Below are 21,274 nucleotides of genomic sequence, written 5' to 3' on the forward strand. Positions count from 1 at the left end.
TCGATCACTTGTTCAGCACCGCCTCCAGCACGGCTCTGGCGATCGGCGCGGCGGTGCCGCCGCCCGTCGCCTCGGCGCCGACGTTGGCGGCTCCCGACTCGACCAGCACGGCGAGCGCGATCTGCGGGTCGTCGGCCGGCGCGAACGAGATGAACCACGCGTGCGGCGGCTGACCGTCGGCGGTCTCCGCGGTGCCGGTCTTGCCGGCCACCTGCACGCCGGAGACCTGCGCCTGGTTGGCGGTGCCGTTGGCGACCACGCTCACCATCATCTCGCGCAGCTTGCCGGCGGTCTCGGAGCTGACCGCCTCGGTCAGCTCCTCGGGCTCGGCCTCCTCGACCGAGTCGCCCTTCGCGTCTGTGATCTTGTGCACGAGGTACGGCTTCATCACGGTGCCGTCGTTGGCGATGCCCGCGGCGATCATGGCCATCTGCAGCGGCGTCATCTGGTTGCTGCGCTGGCCGATGGAGGCCATGGCCACCGCTGCCTGGTCCTCCTTCTTGCCGAAGTCGCTCTTGGCCACCGACATCGGGATGCCGAGCTGCTGGCCCATGCCGAACTTCTCGGTCTGCTCCCGCATCTTGTCGTAGCCGAGGTCCATGCCCATGCTGCCGAACGGCGTGTTGCAGGACTTCTCGAGCGCGAAGGTCAACGACACCTGCCCGCCGCCGCAGGCCGCTCCGCCGTAGTTGGGCAGTCTGACGGAGGTGCCGGGCAGCGCCAGCGACTGCGGGGCGTCGACCACCGTGTCGGGGCCGCGGCTGGAGTCGTCCTCCAGGAACGCCGCGGCGGTGACCACCTTGAAGGTGGAGCCGGGCGGGTAGGTGCGGTCGATGTTGCGGTTGAGCAGCGGCTGGGACTTCTCCTTGGCCAGCTCGTCGTAGCGGCCGAACACCTTGCCCTTGTCGGTGCCCGACAGCTCGGCGGGGTCGTAGGTGGGCAGCGAGACCATCGCCAGGATCGCGCCCGTCTTGGGGTTGAGCGCGACCACGGCGCCCCGCTTGCCGCTCTGCCGCAGCGCGTCGTAGGCGGTCTTCTGCGCCTTGGGGTTGATCGTGAGGTCGACGTTGGCGCCCCTGGTGGGCTCGCCGGTGAACAGGTCGATGCTGCGCCGCAGCAGCAGGTCGGGGCTGGACCCGTCGAGCAGGCTGTTGCGGGCCGCCTCGATGCCCGAGGCGCTCTCGGGCGAGAAGAAGCCGGTGATGTGGGCGTAGAGCTTGCCGTCGGGATATTCCCTGAGGAACTTGAAGTCGCCCGAGGCTTCCTTGGACTGGGCGAGGATCACCTTGCCGCCCGCCGTGATGCGCCCCCGCTGCACCGCGTAGCGCTCGAAGTAGTTGCGGGTGTTGCGGGCGTCCTCGGACAGGCCTTCGGCGCGAACCGCCTGGAGGTAGTTCACGTTGATCATCAACAGCGCGAACATCACCAGGCAGGCCACGGCCGCGCGCTTGATCGGGCTGTTCATCGCTGGAACACCTGCGTCATTCCTTCGTTCTGGATCGCCTGGGGCGGGGGCCGCCGCGCCGCGTCCGACATGCGTACCAGGAGCGCGATGAGGATCCAGTTGGACAGCAGTGCCGAGCCACCCTGCGACATGAACGGGGTGACCAGGCCGGTCAGGGGGATGAGGTTGGTGACGCCGCCGACGATGATGAAGATCTGCCAGGCCAGCAGGAACGACAGGCCGGCCGCCAGCAGCTTGGAGAACGGGTCGCGAGCCGCGATCGAGGTGCGCAGGCCGCGTTCGACGAGCAGCGCGTAGAGCATGAGCAGTGCCATCAGCCCGGTGAGGCCGAGCTCCTCGCCGGTGGCGGCGAAGATGAAGTCGGAGAAGGCCAGCGGGATGATCTCGGGGTGGCCCTGGCCGAGCCCGGTCCCGAGGATCCCGCCGGAGCCCATGGCGAACAGGCCCTGCATGAGCTGCCCGCTGCCGCCGACCGCGTCGAAGAGCACTGGATCGCCGGGGTTGAGGAAGACCTCGAAGCGCTGCTGGACGTGGTTGAAGACCATGCCCGCCAGAATGGCGCCGCCCGCGAAGAGCAGGATGCCGATGATGACCCAGGAGCTGCGCTGGGTGGCGATGTAGAGCATCGCGACGAACGTGCCGAACAGCAGCAGCGAGGACCCCAGGTCCTTCTGCATGACCAGGACGCCCAGGCTGACGCCCCAGGTGATGAGCACGGGGCCGAGGTCGCGGGCCCGCGGCAGGTCGATGAACAGCAGCCGGCGCCCGGCGAGGGCGAGCACGTCGCGCTTGGCCACCAGATAGCCGGCGAAGAAGACGACCAGCGCGAGCTTGGCGAACTCAGCGGGCTGCAGCTGGCCGAGGCCGGGAATGCCGATCCAGATGCGGGCGCCGTTGATCTCCTGCCCGAGGAACGGGATCAGCGGCGAGACCAGCAGGAACAGGCCCAGCGCGCCGGCGGTGTAGGTGAGCCGCTGCAACGCGCGGTGATCGCGCAGGAAGATCAGGGTGAGGCTGAACAGCAGGACGCCGATGAACGTCCACAGCAGCTGGGAGCTGGGTGAGGCGAGCTTGGCCGAAGGCAGGGTCGAATCCGACTCGGAGAGCCGGAAGATCATCACCAGGCCCAGCCCGTTGATGAGCGTCACCAGCGGCAGGATCAGCGGATCGGCCCAGGGGGCGAACTTGGCGAGCACCAGGTAGGCGGCCAGCATCAGGCCGCCCAGGCTCAAGCCGTAGGTCAGCATGCCCGAAGGGATCTGGCCGTCGATGGCCAGCCCCACGTTGGCATAGGCGCCCATGACGATGGCCACCGCGAACGCGAGCATCGCCAACTGGGCCCCACGCCGCTTGGCGGGCATGGGGATGGGGGAGGCGGCTACTTCGCTCATCTACCGCTGCGTCTTCGTCGCGGTGGGGGACGGCGACGTGCTCGCGGGTGGCGTCGTCGCCTTCTGCTCTGTAGTGAACTTCAAACCGTTGATCCTCGTCATGCCTTCAGCGACGCTCGTGACCTCGATGCCGTCCTTGATCAGCGCCTGGTCGGGGGGAGAGAGCTTGGACAAGGGCTTGCCGGTGTGCTGCGCGACCGAGAAGAACTGGAACGGGCCCACCTCCTGCTGGATCCCCTGGAACACGACGACCTCGTCGCCTCTGGCTCCGACGAAGAACTGCTCCTGGGTCCACTGCCAGCCGAAGTAGCCCCCGACGCCCACCACGGCGGCCCCGAAGCCCAGCACGGAGACCAGCACGGGCCACACCCGACGACGCTTGACCGGCCGCCGGGACGCCTGGGCGCCCGGCTCGTAGTCGTCGTCAGTGATCACCGGCTGGGGCGCGGTCACCGTGCCGACGCGCCCCGGGGAGGTGTCCTGGGGGCTCGACCGCAGGCGGTTCATGCCCGCCGCGCCGACGACGGCCGCGTCGCTGGGTGGTTGCTGCCCGTCGCTGATCTCCAGGACGTCTGCCAGCACGCAGGTGATGTTGTCGGGCCCGCCACCCCGGTTGGCCAGGTCGATGAGCTGGCGTACCACCTCTTCGGGGTCGTCGATGTTGGTCAGCGTGGCGTGCAGCGTCTCCGCGCTCACCACACCCGACAGCCCGTCGGAGCAGAGGAGGTAGCGGTCGCCCACCTGCGCCTCGCGCAGCGTGAGGTCGGGATCGACCTCGCCGCTGCCGTCGAGCGCCCGCAGCAGGATCGAGCGCTGCGGATGCGTCGCGGCCTCCTCGGGCGTGATGCGCCCGTCGTCGACCAGCTGCTGCACCAGCGTGTGGTCATGGGTGATCTGGTAGAGCTCCCCGCGCCTGAGCAGGTAGGCGCGCGAGTCGCCGACGTGCACCAGGGCCACCTGGGTGCCGTTCCAGAGCATGGCGGTGAGCGTGGTGCCCATGCCCTTGAGGCTCGGGTCCCGACCCACCATCTCGTGCAGCTTGCGATTGGCGTCGCGTACGGCTGCCTCGATGGCGTTGAGCAGGTCACCGCCCTGCTGGGCCTCCTCCAGGGAGGCCATTGCGGAGATGGCGACAGAACTCGCCACCTCGCCGTGTGCGTGCCCGCCCATGCCGTCGGCGACGGCGAGCAGGCGGCCGCTAGCGTACGCCGAGTCCTCGTTTCCTTCGCGGAGGAGGCCGACGTCCGAGCGGGCGGCGTAGCGGAGTGCGATGGTCATTTGCGCAATTCAATGACTGTCTTGCCGACACGGATCGGAACACCGAGCGGCACCGGGGTCGGGCGGGTGACTTTCGAGCGGTCGAGATACGTGCCGTTGGTCGAACCGAGATCTTCCACGATCCACTGACCGTCCTGGGGAAAGAGCCGGGCATGTCGGCTGGAAGCGTAGTCATCGCTGACCACGAGCGTGGCGTCGTTCGCCCGGCCAATGGTGATGGGCGTCTCCGTGAGGTTAATGGTGGTGCCTTGGAGCGGGCCACCTGTCACGACAAGCTGGCGTGGCTCGCCTTTCTTGTTCTTCGGCTTTGCCACTGGTTTGGATGGTTTCGCACTCTTACGTGGACCGGCGGGGGCCGTGCGTGATCCGAACAAGTCAGTCCGGATCACGCCGACTGCGGCAATGACGAAGAACCACAGCACCGCCAGGAAGGCGAGCCGGATCAGCAGCAGCGTGAGCTCGGACATGGACCGTCTGTCTACCCTCAATCGCGCCGGAACACCAGTGTCGTACGCCCCAAAGTCACTCGCGTGCCGTTCTGGAGCTCGATCCTGCGTACCGGCTGGCCGTTGACGAATGTGCCGTTGGTCGATCCGAGATCGACCAGATGGACCTGCTGCCCCTCGACGCGCAGCTCCGCGTGATGACGTGAGACCCCAGGGTCTACCAGACGAAGATCGCAGTCGGTGCCCCGTCCGAGCAAGGTCACCGGAGTGGTGAGCTCGTAGGAGCGGTCGCCCTGAGGATCGTCCTGGGTGGAGACGAGCAGCCGGGGCCGCCCGCCGAACGCGTTGGGCCTCGACGGGGGCAGATCGCTCGCCGGCTGGCGAATCTCGTCCTGCTCCACCGTCGCGCCGCGGATGACGCCTGACCTGATGCGGAACAGTCCCACAGCCAGGTCGGTGGCGGTCTCGAAACGGACCCGGACCGGTCCCACGAAGGAGTAGCCCTGCTCCTTGGCGTACTCCCTGGCAAGGTTGGCCAGCTCGTGGCTGATGCTGTCGGCGTAGACCTCAAGCCGTTCGCTGTCGGTCGTGGACAGCTCCACCACGAAGTCGTTGGGCACGAGCGTGCGACCCTGTGCGACGATCGCCGCACGCTCATCCATCTCCCGCTGAACCGCGCTGGCGACCTCGACCGGCTGAAGGTCAGATTTGAACGCCCGCGCAAAGGCCCCCTCAACCAAGCCTTCGAGCCTTCGCTCGAAGCGCTGAAGGACTCCCACCGGGTACCTCCCTTCCTCCGTGCATATGATCGCGGCCTACAGACGCTCTCACGCCTGGTGCCCGCTCGTCCCACCGTCGCGGTGATCCCGGCGCTCGTCGGCTGTCGCGCCCAGCTCCTCCGCTCCCGTGTCTTATGCGATCGTATCCGGGTTCAGTACCAGCGGCTGTTCCGTGCTACTGTTTCTCAGCACCCACTCAGGGCGGGTGGCGGAACGGCAGACGCGCACGGTTCAGGTCCGTGTGTCCGAAAGGACGTGAGGGTTCAAATCCCTCCTCGCCCACCTCGCGGTTCAGCCGAAGAATTCGGCAGACCCACACTGACGAAAGACAGCCCCGGTTCGCAAGAGCCGGGGCTTCTTCTTTTCCAAGAACCTGTGTACGGCTGACGCCCTCGTGCGGGAATGTAGGCCCGGCCGGTTGCAGTCCACTTTCGGATGGCTATCGGCCGGGCGGTGTGTTTTTGACCACATTCCTGGGGTTGAGACCGCTATTGCGCACCGACTTGCTCAGGCCGCCATCGCGCGTGTCGAGGGGTCCGGCGCCGAGAAAGGCGGGAACCCGGCGGAGGCAGCGGACAGGACATGGGGCGAAGGAGCGAAAGCCGCTCCCTGGCCGGAAATGAGCGCACCCTATGCGACGAGTCGCACTCCTGCTGACGGTTCCCCTGCTGGCGTTGACCACGGCCTGCGGCAGCGCCCAGCCCGCCGGCGGCGACGCCGTGGGGATCCCCACGACCTCGGCCGCGAACGACTCCTACCTCAAGTACGCCAAGTGTCTGCGCGAGCACGGCGTCAAGAGCTTCCCCGACGACCCCAAGCAGCTTCCCGCGGGCGGAACGCAGATTCCCGAGGAGGCGGGCAAGGCGTGCGAGAAGGAGATGCAGGGCGTGGCCAACACGATCGACGGAAAGGACCCGGCCTATCTCGACCGCATGACCCGGCTCGCGAAGTGCATGCGAGGACACGGCATCGACTTCCCCGATCCGGGCCCCGACGGCAAGATGCCCGGCCCCGATTTCAACGGCGGCGATCAGGCGACGTTCGACGCGGCGATGAAGGAATGCTCCGCCGAGGCCGGTGGCCAGTGAAGCGCTCCGTCGTGGCGACCGCCGTCGTGGCGGTTCTCGCCGCGGCAGCGGGGGCGGCGATGGCCTTCACCGGTGGGCGGGAGACGCCCGTGGCCCAGGCCGTGCCCGTGGCCACCGCCGAGGTCATACGAGGTGATCTCGTCGACACCGTGTCGGTGGAGGGCACCTTGACCTTCACCGGAGAACGCCGGATCAGGACCGGCGCCGCCGGCATGATCACCTGGGTGCCCCGGCCGGAGGCCACGATCAGGCAAGGCGGAGCCCTGTTCGCCGCCGACCGGCGCTGGACCGTGCTCATGCGCGGCGAGGTGCCGCTTTACCGCGCGCTCCGGCAGGGGGTCACCGATGGGCCGGACGTGTTGCAACTGGAAAGAGGCCTCAAGGCGCTCGGATACGGCGACGACATGACGGTCGACCGGCATTTCTCCTATGCGACGGCACAGGCCGTACGGGCCTGGCAGAAGGACCGGGGGTGGAAGAGGACCGGCGTGGTGGACGCCTCCCAGGTGGTGTTCCTGCCCGGCACGGTGCGGGTCACGAGGGTGACGGCCGCCGTCGGCGACCTCATGGGGCCGAACGCGGAGGTGCTCACCGCGTCCAGTACGCGGCAGGTCGTGCGTCTCGACCTCGATGTCGACAGACAGGACCTCGTCCGCCAGGGTGCCCAGGTCTCGGCCGAGTTGCCGGGCGGCAAGACCGTCAAGGGAAAGGTGATCCGCGTCGGCCCCGTCGTACGGAAGGCGTCCGCCTCTCAGCAGGGCGAGGAGAGCACTGTGGACGTGGAGATCGCCTTGAGCGGCGGGAAGAAGGGCAGGGCATTCGACAAGGACCAGGCGCCGGTCACGGTGACGCTGGAGAGTGAGCGCCGCGAGGACGTCCTCAGCGTGCCGATCGAGGCTCTGCTGGCGCTACGTGACGGAGGGTTCGGCATCGAGGTGGTGGAGCCGGGCGAGGCCCGGCGGACCGTGGGCGTGCGGACCGGAGCCTATGGCGGCGGCCGTGTGGAGGTCTCGGCACCAGGGCTGCGGGCCGGGACGAAGGTCAGGGTGCCCGCGTCGTGAGAAGGGTCATCGAGGCACATGGCATCACCAAGCGCTACAACGGCTCCGTGGACGCCCTGCGCGGCGCGGACCTCATCGTCGAGGAAGGCGAGCTGGTGGCCATCGTCGGCCCGTCCGGCTCAGGCAAGTCCACGCTGCTGCAACTGATCGGTACCCTGGACCGGCCGACTTCGGGCACCGTGAGAATCGACGGCTTCTCTGTCGCCGAGCTGTCGGACCGGCAACTGTCCGGGCTGCGCTCCTCCCGCATCGGGTTCGTCTTCCAGCAGTTCCACCTGGCCGTCGGCACGTCGGCGCTGGACAACGTGGCGGACGGGCTGTTGTACTCCGGACGCCCGCTGCGTGAGCGCCGGACCCGGGCCGAAGAGGCGCTGCGGCGCGTGGGTCTGGGCCACCGGCTCGGCCACCATCCCCAGCAGATGTCCGGCGGAGAGCAGCAGCGCGTCGCCATCGCCCGCGCTGTGGTCGGCGACCCGCCGCTCCTGCTGGCCGACGAGCCGACCGGCAACCTCGACTCGTCCGCCGGGACCGAGGTGCTCAGCCTGCTGCGCGATCTGCACGCCGACGGCACGACGGTGGTCGTCATCACCCACGACCCGGAGATCGCCGCCTGGGCTCCGCGCCGGGTGCGCGTGCGTGACGGGCGCATCGTTTCCGATGACGGGCCGGGCGCCGGACATCGGCAGGTGGCGGCGCTGATCAAGAGCGGCCCGGGGGAGGCGTGATGAGCACGACTGTTCCCGCGCCGTCGCGGCTGCGCTTGCGCGATGTCCTCAGGGTTGGCGGCGCGGGGCTGCGGACCCGGCCAGGCCGCGTGTTCCTGTCGGCACTGGGCATCGCCATCGGCATCGCCACCATGATCGCAGTCATCGGCATCTCGGCCTCCGGACAGGAACAGCTCATGCGGCAACTCGATCGGCTCGGCACCGGCCTGCTACGCGTGGAGGCGGGCAGCACCTTCTCGGGCGAGGAGGCGCGACTGCCCGCCCGCGCGGTCGCGATGGTGCGTGAGGTGGAAGCGGTGCGCCATGCCGGGGCCACCGGGACCATCGCGGTGGCGATCCGGCGCACCGACCGGATCCCCAAGGAACTGACCGGCGGTATCACGGTGCAGGCCGCCACCTTCGACCTGTTGTCCACCCTCGACGGTCAGGTGCGGGTCGGCTCCTGGCTCAACGAGGCCACCGCACGCTATCCCGCGGTTGTGCTCGGCTCGGTGGCCGCGGAACGGCTCGGCGTCACCGGTACGGGGATGCGGGTCTGGATCGGCGACCGGTGGTTCACGGTGATCGGCATCCTCGGCCCGATGCCGCTGGCTCCCGAGATCGAACGCTCCGCGCTGATCGGGTTCGCCGCCGCCCAGAAGTACTTCCAGTTCGACGGGCACCCGACGACCATCTACGAACGGTCGGCGGAGGAGTCGGTGGAGGCCGTACGGGCCCTGCTGGCACGCACCGTGAACCCGGAGAACCCCGAACACGTCGCGGTCTCCCGGCCGTCGGACGCGCTCGCGGCCCGGGCGGCCGCCGCGGGCACGTTCACCGGCCTGCTCCTCGGCCTGGGTGCGGTCGCGCTCCTGGTCGGCGGTGTGGGGGTGGCCAACACCATGGTGATCTCGGTGCTCGAACGGCGGCGGGAGATCGGCCTGCGCCGCTCGCTCGGCGCCACGCGGGGCCAGATCCGCATGCAGTTCCTCACCGAATCCCTCATCTTGTCGGTGATCGGCGGAGGCGGCGGACTGGTCATCGGGGTGCTCGTCACCATGGCGTACGCGCTGATGCAGGGGTGGCCCGCGGTGGTGCCGCCCTGGGTGATCGGCGGCACCCTGGCCGCCACGCTCGCCGTCAGCCTGATCGCCGGCATTTACCCGGCGGTACGGGCCTCCCGTGTTCCCCCCAGCGTCGCTCTGGCGATGATCTGAACTCGTCCGGAGAATCTCGGAACCCCGAGCAGGCTGCGAACAGGTCTTGAGTATGGACATGGTGACACGAGCCCGGATCCGGGACGGGGACGCTGACGCGTTCGGACAGCTCTATGACGAGTTCGCCCGGACGGTGTACAACCACGCCTTCCGGCTGACGGGCGACTGGTCGACCGCCGAGGACGTGATGTCCCTGACCTTCTTGGAGACATGGCGGCTGCGTGGGCGCATCGACGCGGACGGCGGCAGCCTGCGGCCCTGGCTCCTGGGCATCGCCACCAACGTGGCGCGCAACACCAGGCGCGCGTCCCGGCGGTACGACAACGCCCTGGCCCGGATGCCGAGAAACGACCAAGTCGCCGACTTCGCCGAAGAGGTGGCGGGACGGCTGGACGACGCCGAGCGGGTGGCCGCGCTACGGCGGGCCTACGCCCAGCTGCGGCGTGCGGAGCAGGAGGTGATCTCGCTGGTCGTCGGCTCGGAGCTGAGTCACGCCGAAGCCGCCGAGGCGCTGGGCGTCTCGGTGGGCACGGTCAAATCCCGGCTGTCCCGCGCCCGGCGGAAGTTGGACAAGGCCACGGCGGAGCGAGAGCCGTCGCGGCCGGCACAGCAGGTGACCGTGACCCGGGTCATGAGGGAGGTCTGACATATGGACGCGAACGAGCGCGCCGAGTGGGACGAGAACGTGCTACCCGAAGTGGATCCCGTGCTGTCGGAACGGCGGCGCCAGAAGCTCAAGGAGTTCGTCATGGCGGAGATCCATCACACCGTCCGCCCAGCCAGGCCCAGGCTTCGGCTGCCCCGCCCGGCGATCCTGATCCCGGTGATGACGGCGGCCGCCGCGCTGGTGGTCGCCGCCACCCAGATCATCGGTGGCACGCCCGCCTACGCCATCACCAAGCTGGGCGACGGCACGATCCACGTCACGTTCACCGAAGCCAGAGACCCCGAGGGCCTGCGAGAGGACCTGAGCCGCATGGGCGTGAACGCGGTCGTGGACTTCGTCCCGTCAGGCAAGCGGTGCAGCCCGCAACCGCGCAGTACGAGCCTGCTGTCCGCGCAGGAGGCTCCCTTGGCCGTTCCGCCCGCACCGCAGACCCAGGTGGAGAACGGCTTCATCATTGACCCCCGCGTGGTCGGGCGCGGGCAGACAGCGGTGATCGAGCTCAACGTCTCCGACGACGATCGCATCGCCAGCATCTGGGCCCGTATCTCCAACGGCCCCGTGGCGGCATGCGAGCTGGTGGACAACGAGGAGGGCTCCGTCGGGCCGTCCTGACCGATATCACCGCCGGTGCCTCGCCGACCTCGTCCAGCCCACTTCTACCGCCTGCTCAGGCCCGGGTGCGGAATGTGGGCCCGGCCGGTGGCGGTCCTTTCGGATCGCCATCGGCCGGGTGGTGTGTTCTTGATATTCCTCGGGTCCAGCCCGCTATCGCGCGTCGACTTGGTCAGGCCGCCATCGCGCGCGTGTCGAGCAGCTCGCCGACCAGATCGGTGAGCGTCACCATGCCCACGACCGCGCCGGCCTGCCCGGTGACCAGAGCCAGATGCGCCCGCGCCTCCTGGAGCGCTGTGACGGCCTCTGGCACCTGCGTGGCGCCTTCCAGACCGGGCACGGGCCGGACGAGCTCGCCGGCCGTACGGTCGGGCTGGAGCAGCGCGTCGCGGACGTGCAGGACCCCCTGGACGTCGCCGGGGGACCCGACGAGCAGCCGCAGGTGGCCGCTGTCCCGGGCGGCCTCCCTGATGCGGGTCGCGTCGGCCGACGCGGGGACCATGACGGCCCGGTCGATCGGCACCATCAGCCGCTCGATGCCCTGGGCCTGCAGCCGCAGCGCCCGGGTCAGCAGGTCGTGCTCCTCCCGGTCGAGCAGGCCCATCCGGCCCGACTCGCCGACCAGCATGGCCAGCTGCCGCGGGGTCCTGGTGGTGGCCAGCTCGTCACGCGGCTGGACGCCGAAGACCCGCAGTATCAGGTTGGTCAGGCCGTTCAGCGTGGACAGCAGCGGGCTCATGACCCACACGAAGGCGCGGAAGGGCAGCGTCAGGAGCATGGCCGCCTGCTCGGGATGGGTCAGGGCCCACGACTTGGGCGCCATCTCGCCGATCACCATGTGCAGGAACGTCACCAGCGCCAGCGCGATGGTCAGCGAGATCGGCACCTGCAGCGGCTCCGGCACGCCGATCGCGCCGAAGACCGGCTCCAGGAAGTGCTCGATCGCGGGCTCGGTGACGAAGCCGAGGCCCAGCGTGCAGAGCGTGATGCCGAGCTGCGCGCCGGCCAGCATGAGCGACAGCCGCCGGCCGCCGCCGACCGCGGACTTCGCGGCGAACCTGACCAGGCGGTTGCCGCCGCTCGCCATCTCCTCCAGGCGGTGGCGCCGGGAGGAGACGAAGGCGAACTCGGCGGCCACGAACACCGCGTTGAAGAGCAGCAGCGCGATGCTGAGCAGAATCAGCGTCATCGGGTGACCTCCGCGTGTCGCACCGGGGCCAGCCGCACCCAGTCGGGCACCCGCCGGTTGAGGGAGAGCACGGTCAGCTCGGCCAGGTGCTCGTCGTCGTTCTCGACGAACGGGTCGGTCTCGGGCGTGGTGCGCACGATCACCGTGTCACCCGCGTCGGGCAGCCGGCCGAGCTCGGCCAGCACCAGCCCGGCGAGCGTGTCGTAGTCGTCGCTCTCGGGCAGCGCGATGCCGGTGGCCCGCTCGACCTCGTCCAGCCGGAGGCGGCCGGGCACGTCCCAGACGCCGTCGGGCCGCTCGACCGCGCCGGCCGGCTCGGGGTCGTTCTCGTCGACGAGCTCGCCGACCAACTCCTCGGCCAGGTCCTCGATGGTGATGACGCCGGCCAGGCCGCCGTACTCGTCGATGACGCAGACGATGTCGTCCTTGGCCGCGCGCATCTGCTCGAGCACCGCGGGCAGCGGCAGCGAGTCGGGCACCATGGGGGAGGACCGGGTGACGTCACTGATCCGGCCCTCCTCCAGGCCGGACGCCAGCAACTCGCGGACGCCGGTCACGCCCACGACGTCGCCGTCGTCGCGGAGCACGGGGTAGCGGGAGTGGCCGCACTCGCGCATGGCGTCGATGAGCTCGGAGATCGACTGGGACTCGCGCAGCGCCACGACGCGGGGGCGGGGCACCATGATCTCCTCGGCTATGCGGTCGCCGAACTCCAGCGCCCGCTCCAGCAGCTCCGACAGCCGCGGTGGCAGCTCGCCCGCCTGGGTGGACTCGGCGATGATCCGCGAGAGCTCCTCGGGGGTCGCGCCGTGCTCCACCTCCTCGACGGGGTCGATGCCGACGCGCCTGAGCAGGCCGGTGGCCGCCGAGTCGAACAGGCGGATCACGGGGCCGACGACGGCGAGGTACACCAGGGTCGAGGAGGCCAGGAACTTGGCGACGGGCTCCGGCCGGGCGATGCCGAGGTTCTTGGGCGCCAGCTCGCCCAGGACCATCTGCACCACGGTCGCGACGAAGACGCCGATGGTCACCGACAGTCCGGCGATGACGCCCTCGGACAGCCCGGCGTCGACCAGCCAGGGCCGTACCAGGGTGGCGATGGCGGGCTCGGCCAGGAAACCGACGATCAGCGCGGTGACCGTGATGCCCAGCTGCGCGCCGGAGAGCATGAACGAGAGGCGGGAGGTGACCTGAAGGGCCTTGGCCGCGGCCTTGTCGCCGGCGGCGGCCTGCTCACGCAGGACGGCCCGGTCGGCGGCCACGTAGGCGAACTCCTGGGCGACGAAGTAGCCGGTCGCGGCGGTGAGAAGAAAGAGGGCAAGCAAGCCCAGATAAGCGCTCACCGCAGTGAGCTCTCAGGGGAACCCGTGCTCGTGCACGGGCGACTACTCCATGGGTCCGAGGCGGACACGATCATCCTTTCGCTAGAAGTCGTCCACAAACGTAACGACTGGGAACGCGTCTATGTTTCCGGAGTGGCCAAGTGCAAGCTGTGCGTACTTTTCCGTGGGAAAACCTTGATGACGGGTCTTCACTGGACGATGGATCGACGTAGCGTCTATGGCAACAGAGGGGAAGAAGAGCGAAGTGTCTGAGGACGAGCGGACGCGGGCCATGCGCTCGCCTGGTGACGGCCGCCCGCTGCCCCCCCGGCAGGACGGCGGCCTGCGGTCCGGCGGTGCGCCCGCGCACCAGCGCCCGTCCGCGCCGCCCGGGGGCTCCCCCATGGGGCCGCCCGCCGGCGACCCTCCTCGGTCCGGCGGGCGCGTGTACGGCAGGCAACGCTCGGGCGGTGGCGGCCCGGTGAAGCCGTTGCGGCGTTCCGAGGAGCAGGCTCCCTCCGGCCCCCGGCCACCGCGACGACGGCCGTCCGGTCGCGTGATCCTGAGGATCGTCGCCGTCCTGGTGGCACTGCTGCTGGTCACGGCCGTCGGCCTGTTCTTCTGGATCGACTCACGGCTGGGCGGCATCGACAACGCGCTCGACGACTACGAGGGCCGCGTCGCCGACACCCCGGGCACCAACTGGCTGCTCGTCGGCTCCGACAGCCGCAAGGGCCTGTCGGCCGCCCAGCGCCGCAAGCTCGCCACGGGCCGTGCGGCCGGCCAGCGCACCGACTCGATGATGCTGCTGCACATCTCCGACGCCGGCGACAAGCCGACACTGGTCAGCCTGCCGCGCGACTCGGCGGTCACCGTCCCGGGCAAGGGCCGGCACAAGCTCAACGCCGCCTACGCCATCGGCGGGCCGAGTCTGCTGGTCAAGACCGTCGAGACCGTCACGGGCGTACGGGTCGACCACTACATGGAGATCGGCTTCGCCGGCTTCGTGGACATCGTCGACGCGGTCGGCGGGGTCGAGATCGACGTCCGCGCCGCCGTCGACGACCCCAAGGCGGGGCTCAAACTGAAGAAGGGCAAGCAGGTCCTGACCGGTGACCAGGCCCTGGGCTACGTACGCACCCGCAAGGGCGGTGCGCTGCCCGACTTCGAGCGCACCAAGCGCCAGCGACAGTTCCTGTCGGCCGTGGTGAAGAAGGCGGCCAGCCCCGGTGTCCTGATCAACCCCTTCACCTCCATCCCGCTGGCCATGAGCGCCACCGAGGCGGTTCTGGTCGACGAGGGCACAGGGGCGTTCGACATGCTCTCGCTGGGCCTGGCCATGGGCGACAGCCCGGTGACCACGGTGGTGCCGTTCGGCGGCAACGAGAGCGTCGACGGCGGCACGGCGGTCAAGTGGGACCGCGAGAAGGCACTCGGTCTCTTCAACGCGCTGGCCGAGGACAAGCCGGTGCCGAAGGAGATCATCGACGCGGGCTGAGGCCCGGCGTGGGCTGTCGCCACACCGCCCGATCAACCGTTAGCTGATCGTGGCGGTGACGGCCGCGGTGGTCGCGGCGATCATGATGACCGAGTTGATCGCCGCGATGGTCGTGGCCACGGCGTCGCCCGCCCACGCGCCTTCGGCGATCTCCTTGACGCGCTCCTTGTCGGCTCCGGGGAACGCCTTGCGGTCGAGCTTGGAGGCGTGCATCACGGCGACGAGCACGGCGGTGCGGGCGTCGGGGTCGGCGCCGCCGAGTGCGCCGGCCACGCGCTCCCTGACGTCGGCCTCGACCGAGCCGTCGGCCTCCGGCCAGCGGGTGGTCGGGAAGACGCCGAGCACCTTCCCCCGCTCCTCGGCCAGCACGCCCGCCTCGGCGAGCCTGGTCAGCAGGCGCTTGCGCAGCGTGGCGGAATAGAGCTTCTGGACCCACCAGGCGGGCTTGCGCTCCTTGTTCTCGGCCGCGATCCGGGCCAGCGCCGCGTCGAGCTCCTCGTCGCCGAGGGGCGTGGGGTCCAGGACCGACACCTTGGCGTCCGACAGGCTGATCCGCTCGTTGACGGCCAGCTCGGCGAGGATGGCGCCGCCGAGCGCGGCGTCGAGCTGCGTGGCGCTGATGAGCTGCTTGCCCTCATCCTCGCTGTAGGCGAGGAGCAGCAGTTCCTCCGCGATCGTGACTTTCATGCCTTTGACACTAACGTGCGGTTCATGAGTATTGCGGAGAAGTTGCACGCGGTCGGACGACCGCTTCTGCGGGCCCAGCTGGCGCATCCCACGGTGGTCGGCATCGGGCGCGGTGATCTGCCCGAGGAGGTGTTCCGGTCCTGGCTGGAGCAGGACTACCTGTTCCTGCACGACTATGTACGGGTCTTCGCGCGGCTGGCCTGGCAGGCGCCCGCGGCGCACCTGGGCGATCTCGTGGACCTGGCCCACGCGACCTTCCACGACGAGCTGGACCTGCACCGGTCGTTGTCGGCGGGGTTCGGCGCCGATCTGGAGGGGGCTCGCAAGGGGCCGGCGTGCGCGGCGTACACGTCGTTCCTGTTGGAGTCGGCGGCGGACTATGCGGAGGGGCTTGCTGCGCTTTATCCCTGTATGTGGGGTTATTCGACGCTTGGCCGGATATTGGCGGAGAATCCGCCCGCTGAGCCGCGATACCGGGCCTGGGTGGACACCTACGCCGATCCCGGCTTCGCGGCCCTGACCGGCCGGATCGGCGAGATGATCGACGAGGCCGCTCCGGATCCGGCGCGGGCCGAGGCCCTGTTCGTCGAGGGGATGGCGCACGAGCTGGCGTTCTGGGACGTGCCCTAGGAAGATTTCCACAGGCTGTGGACAGTGTGCCGCGCGCCGTACCCTGGTGACATGCCGGAGCTTCCCGAAGTCGAGTCGCTGGCCGGGTTCCTGCGCGAGCAGGCGGTGGGCCGCACCATCCTGGGCGTCGACGTGGTCGCGTTCCAGGCTCTCAAGACGTTCGATCCGCCGGTCAGCGCGCTCGGCGGATTGACCGTCACGGGCGTGTCGAGGCACGGCAAGTTCCTCGACCTCGACTGCGACGGCCTCCACCTGGTCTTCCACCTGGCCCGTGCCGGGTGGCTGCGCTGGCGTGACGACCTCTCGGGCGCCAAGCCGGTCCGTCCCGGCAAGAGCCCGCTGGCGGTACGCGTACGGCTCGCGCCCGACGACGAGGGACGGGCGCCCGGCTTCGAGCTGACCGAGGCGGGGACACAGAAGCGCCTCGCCGTCTATATCACGAAAAATCCGGACGAAGTGCCGGGCGTGGCGGCCCTCGGCCCCGACCCGCTCCACGAGTCCTTCACCGTCGCGGCGCTGAAGGGCATCGTGGACGGCAACCGCACCCAGATCAAGGGCCTGCTGCGCGACCAGAAGATCATCGCGGGCATCGGCAACGCCTACTCCGACGAGGTCCTGCACGCGGCGAAGATGTCGCCGTACAAGATCGCGGCCACCCTCACCGACGCGCAGATCGCCGACCTGCACGAGGCCATCGTCACCACGCTGCGCGACGCCGTCGAGCGGGCGCACGGGCTGGCGGCCAAGGACCTCAAGGCGGAGAAGAAGTCCGGCCTGCGCGTGCACAACCGCGCCGGCCAGCCCTGCGACGTCTGCGGCGACACCATCCGCGAGGTCTCCTTCGCCGACTCGGCGCTGCAGTACTGCCCCACCTGCCAGACGGGCGGCAAGCCGCTCGCCGACCGCCGCCTGTCCCGCCTGCTGAAGTAGTCACACTGAAGTAGTCACACCTCGACGGCCAGCCGCTCCGAGGTCGGAGCGGCGCGCTCGCGCGCTCCGACGGCGATGACGATCACGGCGAGCAGCGTGGCGGCCACCGGCACGGCCAGCGCCGCCCGGATGGCGTCCAGCCCGGCCTGAGCAGAGTCGCCGGCGCCCAGCACCGCCACGTTGACGGCTGTGACCGCCGACAGGCCGAGCGCGGCGCCGAACTGGAAGGACGTGTTGATCAGGCCACCGGCCAGGCCCTGCTCGTGCTCGGCGACGCCGTCCGTGGCGGCGATGGTGAGCGGGCCGTAGACGAACGCGAACATGGTGCCGATCAGCAGCATCGAGGGCAGCATGGCCGCGTACGTCCAGTCGAGGCCGACTCCCAGGAACAACCCGTAGCCCACCAGCCCGACGAGCAGTCCACCGAGGATCACCCGGGCGGTGCCGTACCTGTTGACCAGCCAGGGAGTGAGCAGGGGCGCCAGCACCACGTCGGCGGCCACGGCGATCAGCGCGAGGCCGGTCTGGAGCGCGGACCAGCCGCGCAGCTCCTGCAGGTACAGCGTGACGAGGAACTGGAAGCCGAAGAACGCGCTCGTGAGCAGCAGCGCCGCCAGATTGGCCCGCACCAGCGGGCCCGACCTGAACAGCCCGAGGCGCACCAGCGGCGCGTCCGACCGTCGCTCGATCACCGCGAACGCCGCCAGCAGCGCCAGCCCGACCGCGAAGACGCCGGCGGTCAGCGCCAGGCCCTCACCCGGGTGTTCCAGCCGTACGACGCCGTACGCCAGCAGCATCATCGCGCCGGTCACGCACCCGGCCCCGGCGAGGTCGAAGCCGCCCGCGGGGCGGCGGTCACCCGCGGGCTCCTTCAGCACCGGGATGGCGACGAGCAGGATCACCAGCGAAAGGACGACCGGCGCGAAGAACACCCAGCGCCAGCCGATCGCCGTCAGCAGCCCGCCGATCACCAGGCCGAGCGCGAACCCGGCGGAGGCGGTGCCCGCGTAGACCAGCAGCGCCCGGTTGCGCTGCCTGCCTTCGGCGAACGTCGTGGTGATCAGCGAGAGCCCGGCGGGCGTCATGAAACCGGCGGCCACCCCGGTCACGAACCTGGCGACCAGCAGCATCCACCCCTCCGTCGCGAACCCGCCCAGCCCGGAGAAGACCAGGAAGACGCCGAGCCAGAGCAGGAACATCCTGCGCCGCCCCAGGAGATCGGCCGCCCGGCCGCCGAGCAGCAGGAACCCGCCGTAGCCGAGCACGTACGCGCTGACCACCCCGCTCAGCATGCCGGTGGAGAGCCCCAGCTCGGCCCTGATCGACGGCAGCGCCACGTTCAGCATCGCGACGTCGATGCCTTCCAGAAAGATGGCTCCGCACAGGACCAGCAGCGCGCCCAGTGCGCGCCCGGACAGTCGGTCGGTCGCAGGCATGGTTAAACCCCCGGTTACTTGTAGTTAGGTCGGTTATCTCTTGTAACCAGGAGCATCCTGCGACAGCATGAGGTCCCATGGAAGACGGCACTTTCAAGTCACTCGGTTACTGCGAGAGCACCGCCGACGACTACGACGTCAAGCAGTGGGACACCAGAGAGGACTGCGAGGTCAGGCAGATCCTCGATCGCGTCGCCGACAAGTGGTCGCTGCTGGTCATCGCCCTGCTCGACTGCCAGAGCCTGCGTTTCACCCAGCTCCGCCGCGAGATCGACGGCGTCAGCCAGCGCATGCTCAGCGTCACCCTGCGTCACCTCGAACGCGACGGCCTGGTCAGCCGCACCGTTCACCCCGTCGTGCCGCCCCGCGTCGACTACGCCCTCACACCGCTCGGCCGCACCCTGCACCAGACCATCAAAGCCCTGGTCATCTGGACCGAGGAGCACCAGCAGGAGATAGCCCGGGCCCGCGCCGACTACGACGCCAGGCGCGAGATGATGGACGCATGAACGTTCCCCAGATCGAGGCACGCGACCTGCCCGCCGACGTCTTCCTGCTCGACGTGCGCGAGCAGGACGAGTGGGTGGCCGGTCACGCGCCCGAGGCCGTCCACATTCCGATGAGCGAGATCCAGGCCCGGGTCGCCGAGGTGCCCGAAGACCGGAAGGTCTACGTCATCTGCCGGTCCGGCGCCCGGTCGCTGCAGGTGGCGGCGTGGCTCAACCAGCTCGGCCGTGAGGCCGTCAACGTCGGTGGCGGCATGCGGTCGTGGGAGTTCGCCCGGCGGACGATGGTCAGCGAGACCGGGGGCTCTCCCGTCGTGGCGTGATCGATGGCATAATCCCGGTTGAAAATTACACAGATCGCGGGAGCTCGGGGCGTACCGGGCTGAGAGGGCGACCGAGGCCGTCGCCGACCGCATGAACCTGTCCGGGTAATGCCGGCGTAGGGAGAGTGCGATGTCCTCTGTCGTCGACGAAGTTCCGCTGACCCTCGACGGAGAGCCCCCCAAGACCCTCGGAGTCCTCGACCAGGGCGCCCTGTGGGCCAACCTGGCGGTCAGCCTGCTGGGCTTCTCCGGAGCGTTGTTCCTGCTCAACCCCCTCGGCGACGCACCGCTGACCGTGACCGCCGCGCTGGTGGCCGCGCTCGTCGGCAGCCTGATCGGCACCACGATGGTGGGCCTGGCCGCCATCCCCGGCACGCAGACCGGACGGCCGTCGATGGTGCTGCTCCGCGGCCTGTTCGGGGCGAGGCTGTCCTACATCCCGACCGTCCTCAACATCGTGCAGATGATCGGCTGGGGCGCCTTCGAGCTCTGGGTGATCTCCATGGGCGCGATGGCCATCTTCGGTGACGCCGTGCCGTACGCGGTGTGGGTGGTCGTGGCCGGCATCCTGACGACCGCGCTGAGCATCTGGCCGCTCGGCTCGATCCGGCTGCTGCGCCGGTACGTCACGGTCGCCGTGATCATCTCGCTGATCTGGTTCGCGGTGGAGTTCCTGGGCGAGGCCACCCCGCAGGACGGCGGCTCCTGGACGGCGTTCGCGCCGGCCGTCGACTACGTGATCGCGCTGTCGGTCTCCTGGGTGCCGATCGCCGCCGACTTCGCCAGGCACTCCAGGTCGAGCCGGGCCGCGTTCACCGGCGTGGTCGGCGGCTACACCCTGGCCCAGGTGGCGTGCCTCGGGCTCGGTGTCTACGCGGTGGCCGTCGCCGGGACGGCCGCGGTGACCGCCGACAGCACCGCGGTGTTCGGCCCGTTCGTCGCGGCGCCGCTGGGCGCGCTGTTCTTCGCGATCCTCGTGCTGCGCGAGGCGGACCAGTCGTTCGCGAACGTCTACTCCACCACGATGTCGCTGCAGAACCTGATGCCGCGCGTCGACCGGCGGATCATCTCAGTCGCCATCGGCGTGCTGACCACCGCCATCGCGCTGATCGTGAACGTGGCGTCGTACGGCGCGTTCCTGGGCGTGATCGGCGCGGTGTTCGTGCCGATGTTCGCGGTGCTCGCGGTCGACTACTTCCTGCTCGGCGGCGCTCGGCGGTGGAACACCGAGGAGGACGCCCCCGCCCGCTGGTCCATGCTGGTGCCCTGGGCGCTGGGCTTCGCCGCCTACTGGCTGACCACCTCGACCCCGACGGTCGAGCAGTGGGACGGCTTCTGGATGGCGGCGCGCGAGGCGATCGGCTTCACCCGGGAGCCGTGGATGAACGGCGCGCTCGGCGCGGCGCTGGTGGCGGCGCTGGTGACGCTGGCGATCGGCGCCGTCAGGCGCGCGGCCAGACGTTGATCAGGCGCGCGACTCGACGGTGAGCAGGTGGCGCTTGGCGGCCGCGCCGCCGGGATAGTCGCCGAGCACGGCCTCGCCGGCCACCACCCGGTGGCACGGCACGATCACGCACACAGGGTTGGAGACGACCGCGTTGCCGACCGCGCGCAGCGCGCGCGGCCGGCCGATGAGCTCGCCGATCTCGGCCAGCGTCGTGGTGGCGCCGTAGGGCACCGCCATCGTCTTCTGCAGCACCGTACGGGCGAACGGCGTGGTGAGGGCCAGGTCGACCGGCGTGGCGAAGGCCCGGAGACGGCCGGAGAAGTAGGCGTCGAGCTCTCTGCGCACCGGGTCGAGCCGCCCGGGGTCAGGCCCGATGAACGTGCCGACATGCTTGACCACCCGCTCGAACACGATGTTCTCGTCGTCGAAGCTGCAGGCCACGATGCCCTTGCCGGACACCGCGAGGACCAGCCGGCCCACGGCACCGTCGTAGGTGCCGAACGCGATGTCGGGCGGCGCCTCCCCGCGGTAGGTGGTGGAGGTGACCCTGAGCAGTGCGTCGATGTCGCCGCCCGGCATTCCCTCACCCACTTCCCGC

22 protein-coding genes, 1 tRNA gene and 1 riboswitch are annotated in these 21,274 nt (G+C 69.8%); of the genes, 13 read left to right on the plus strand and 10 right to left on the minus strand.

What is annotated here, in order from left to right; translation table 11 throughout:
• Positions 1-4: 4 nt before the first annotated feature.
• From IEY82_RS28620 to IEY82_RS28640, 5 genes are read right to left on the minus strand one after another with little or no spacing between them, the layout of a single operon-like run.
• On the minus strand, positions 5-1,465 hold the full coding sequence (locus tag IEY82_RS28620) for a peptidoglycan D,D-transpeptidase FtsI family protein (protein WP_189127352.1): 1,461 nt from the start codon (positions 1,463-1,465) through the stop codon (positions 5-7).
• The gene (locus IEY82_RS28625; RefSeq protein WP_225264008.1) at positions 1,462-2,856 is read right to left on the minus strand and encodes an FtsW/RodA/SpoVE family cell cycle protein; all 1,395 of its coding nucleotides are present in this window, start codon (positions 2,854-2,856) and stop codon (positions 1,462-1,464) included. Before IEY82_RS28625 ends, IEY82_RS28620 begins: the two co-directional genes overlap by 4 nt.
• Positions 2,857-4,134: a Stp1/IreP family PP2C-type Ser/Thr phosphatase gene (locus tag IEY82_RS28630; RefSeq protein WP_189127353.1), complete on the minus strand. Its 1,278-nt coding sequence runs from the start codon at positions 4,132-4,134 to the stop codon at positions 2,857-2,859. It abuts the gene before it with no gap.
• The gene (locus tag IEY82_RS28635; RefSeq protein WP_189127354.1) at positions 4,131-4,601 is read right to left on the minus strand and encodes an FHA domain-containing protein FhaB/FipA; all 471 of its coding nucleotides are present in this window, start codon (positions 4,599-4,601) and stop codon (positions 4,131-4,133) included. Before IEY82_RS28635 ends, IEY82_RS28630 begins: the two co-directional genes overlap by 4 nt.
• 17 nt (positions 4,602-4,618) lie before the next feature.
• Positions 4,619-5,359: an FHA domain-containing protein gene (locus tag IEY82_RS28640; protein ID WP_189127355.1), complete on the minus strand. Its 741-nt coding sequence runs from the start codon at positions 5,357-5,359 to the stop codon at positions 4,619-4,621.
• 199 nt (positions 5,360-5,558) lie between these two features.
• Between IEY82_RS28640 and IEY82_RS28645 the strand changes: the two genes are divergently transcribed.
• The 7 genes from IEY82_RS28645 to IEY82_RS28675 all read left to right on the plus strand — a co-directional run bounded on the left by IEY82_RS28645 (position 5,559) and on the right by IEY82_RS28675 (position 10,708).
• Positions 5,559-5,641 (plus strand) — tRNA-Leu (locus tag IEY82_RS28645).
• Between the two features lie 350 nt (positions 5,642-5,991).
• A complete protein-coding gene (locus IEY82_RS28650; protein ID WP_189127356.1) occupies positions 5,992-6,447 on the plus strand; it encodes a hypothetical protein in 456 nt (151 codons plus the stop codon).
• Positions 6,444-7,508 carry a peptidoglycan-binding protein gene (locus tag IEY82_RS28655; RefSeq protein ID WP_225264010.1) on the plus strand — a complete coding sequence of 355 codons (1,065 nt, stop codon included), beginning with the start codon at positions 6,444-6,446 and terminating at the stop codon, positions 7,506-7,508. Before IEY82_RS28650 ends, IEY82_RS28655 begins: the two co-directional genes overlap by 4 nt.
• Positions 7,505-8,233 carry an ABC transporter ATP-binding protein gene (locus tag IEY82_RS28660; RefSeq protein WP_189127358.1) on the plus strand — a complete coding sequence of 243 codons (729 nt, stop codon included), beginning with the start codon at positions 7,505-7,507 and terminating at the stop codon, positions 8,231-8,233. The genes IEY82_RS28655 and IEY82_RS28660 overlap by 4 nt, the downstream gene beginning before the upstream one ends.
• Positions 8,233-9,429 (plus strand): ABC transporter permease, encoded by a 1,197-nt coding sequence (locus IEY82_RS28665; RefSeq protein WP_189127359.1) that lies wholly within the window; start codon positions 8,233-8,235, stop codon positions 9,427-9,429. Before IEY82_RS28660 ends, IEY82_RS28665 begins: the two co-directional genes overlap by 1 nt.
• 58 nt (positions 9,430-9,487) lie before the next feature.
• Positions 9,488-10,075, plus strand: coding sequence for an RNA polymerase sigma factor (locus IEY82_RS28670; protein ID WP_225264012.1), 588 nt, complete (start codon positions 9,488-9,490; stop codon positions 10,073-10,075).
• Between the two features lie 3 nt (positions 10,076-10,078).
• The gene (locus tag IEY82_RS28675; protein WP_189127361.1) at positions 10,079-10,708 is read left to right on the plus strand and encodes a hypothetical protein; all 630 of its coding nucleotides are present in this window, start codon (positions 10,079-10,081) and stop codon (positions 10,706-10,708) included.
• Positions 10,709-10,880: 172 nt separating this feature from the next.
• Here IEY82_RS28675 and IEY82_RS28680 read toward each other — a convergent pair whose 3' ends face one another.
• Both IEY82_RS28680 and IEY82_RS28685 read right to left on the minus strand, forming a co-directional pair.
• Complete coding sequence (locus IEY82_RS28680) at positions 10,881-11,897, minus strand: hemolysin family protein (protein WP_189127362.1); 1,017 nt, start codon at positions 11,895-11,897, stop codon at positions 10,881-10,883.
• Positions 11,894-13,240 carry a hemolysin family protein gene (locus IEY82_RS28685; protein WP_189127363.1) on the minus strand — a complete coding sequence of 449 codons (1,347 nt, stop codon included), beginning with the start codon at positions 13,238-13,240 and terminating at the stop codon, positions 11,894-11,896. Before IEY82_RS28685 ends, IEY82_RS28680 begins: the two co-directional genes overlap by 4 nt.
• Positions 13,241-13,484: 244 nt before the next feature.
• On the opposite strand from IEY82_RS28685, the gene IEY82_RS28690 reads away from it, so the two are divergent.
• Positions 13,485-14,717 (plus strand): LCP family protein, encoded by a 1,233-nt coding sequence (locus IEY82_RS28690; protein WP_225264014.1) that lies wholly within the window; start codon positions 13,485-13,487, stop codon positions 14,715-14,717.
• A gap of 39 nt (positions 14,718-14,756) precedes the next feature.
• Here the strand turns inward: IEY82_RS28690 and IEY82_RS28695 are convergent, their stop codons facing one another.
• Entirely contained in the window at positions 14,757-15,404 is a 648-nt protein-coding gene (locus tag IEY82_RS28695) for a GOLPH3/VPS74 family protein (protein ID WP_189127364.1), read from the minus strand.
• 24 nt (positions 15,405-15,428) lie between these two features.
• On the opposite strand from IEY82_RS28695, the gene IEY82_RS28700 reads away from it, so the two are divergent.
• A complete protein-coding gene (locus tag IEY82_RS28700; RefSeq protein ID WP_189127365.1) occupies positions 15,429-16,034 on the plus strand; it encodes a TenA family protein in 606 nt (201 codons plus the stop codon).
• 51 nt (positions 16,035-16,085) lie between these two features.
• Positions 16,086-16,964: an Fpg/Nei family DNA glycosylase gene (locus IEY82_RS28705; RefSeq protein WP_189127366.1), complete on the plus strand. Its 879-nt coding sequence runs from the start codon at positions 16,086-16,088 to the stop codon at positions 16,962-16,964.
• A gap of 14 nt (positions 16,965-16,978) precedes the next feature.
• Here IEY82_RS28705 and IEY82_RS28710 read toward each other — a convergent pair whose 3' ends face one another.
• Positions 16,979-18,400, minus strand: a complete 1,422-nt coding sequence (locus tag IEY82_RS28710) for an MFS transporter (protein ID WP_189127367.1) — start codon at positions 18,398-18,400, stop codon at positions 16,979-16,981.
• Between the two features lie 77 nt (positions 18,401-18,477).
• Between IEY82_RS28710 and IEY82_RS28715 the strand changes: the two genes are divergently transcribed.
• The 3 genes from IEY82_RS28715 to IEY82_RS28725 all read left to right on the plus strand — a co-directional run bounded on the left by IEY82_RS28715 (position 18,478) and on the right by IEY82_RS28725 (position 20,694).
• Entirely contained in the window at positions 18,478-18,909 is a 432-nt protein-coding gene (locus IEY82_RS28715) for a winged helix-turn-helix transcriptional regulator (RefSeq protein ID WP_189127368.1), read from the plus strand.
• Positions 18,906-19,229 carry a rhodanese-like domain-containing protein gene (locus IEY82_RS28720; RefSeq protein ID WP_189127369.1) on the plus strand — a complete coding sequence of 108 codons (324 nt, stop codon included), beginning with the start codon at positions 18,906-18,908 and terminating at the stop codon, positions 19,227-19,229. The genes IEY82_RS28715 and IEY82_RS28720 overlap by 4 nt, the downstream gene beginning before the upstream one ends.
• A gap of 26 nt (positions 19,230-19,255) precedes the next feature.
• A riboswitch (TPP riboswitch) is annotated at positions 19,256-19,369 on the plus strand.
• Entirely contained in the window at positions 19,360-20,694 is a 1,335-nt protein-coding gene (locus tag IEY82_RS28725) for a purine-cytosine permease family protein (protein WP_189127370.1), read from the plus strand. (Overlaps the previous riboswitch by 10 nt.)
• Here IEY82_RS28725 and IEY82_RS28730 read toward each other — a convergent pair whose 3' ends face one another.
• Positions 20,695-21,255, minus strand: coding sequence for a methylated-DNA--[protein]-cysteine S-methyltransferase (locus IEY82_RS28730; RefSeq protein ID WP_189127371.1), 561 nt, complete (start codon positions 21,253-21,255; stop codon positions 20,695-20,697). It lies immediately after the preceding gene.
• Positions 21,256-21,274 lie beyond the last annotated feature (19 nt).

The sequence above is a fragment of the Nonomuraea cavernae genome, from assembly GCF_014646355.1.
In the GTDB taxonomy this organism is placed as follows: domain Bacteria; phylum Actinomycetota; class Actinomycetes; order Streptosporangiales; family Streptosporangiaceae; genus Nonomuraea; species Nonomuraea cavernae.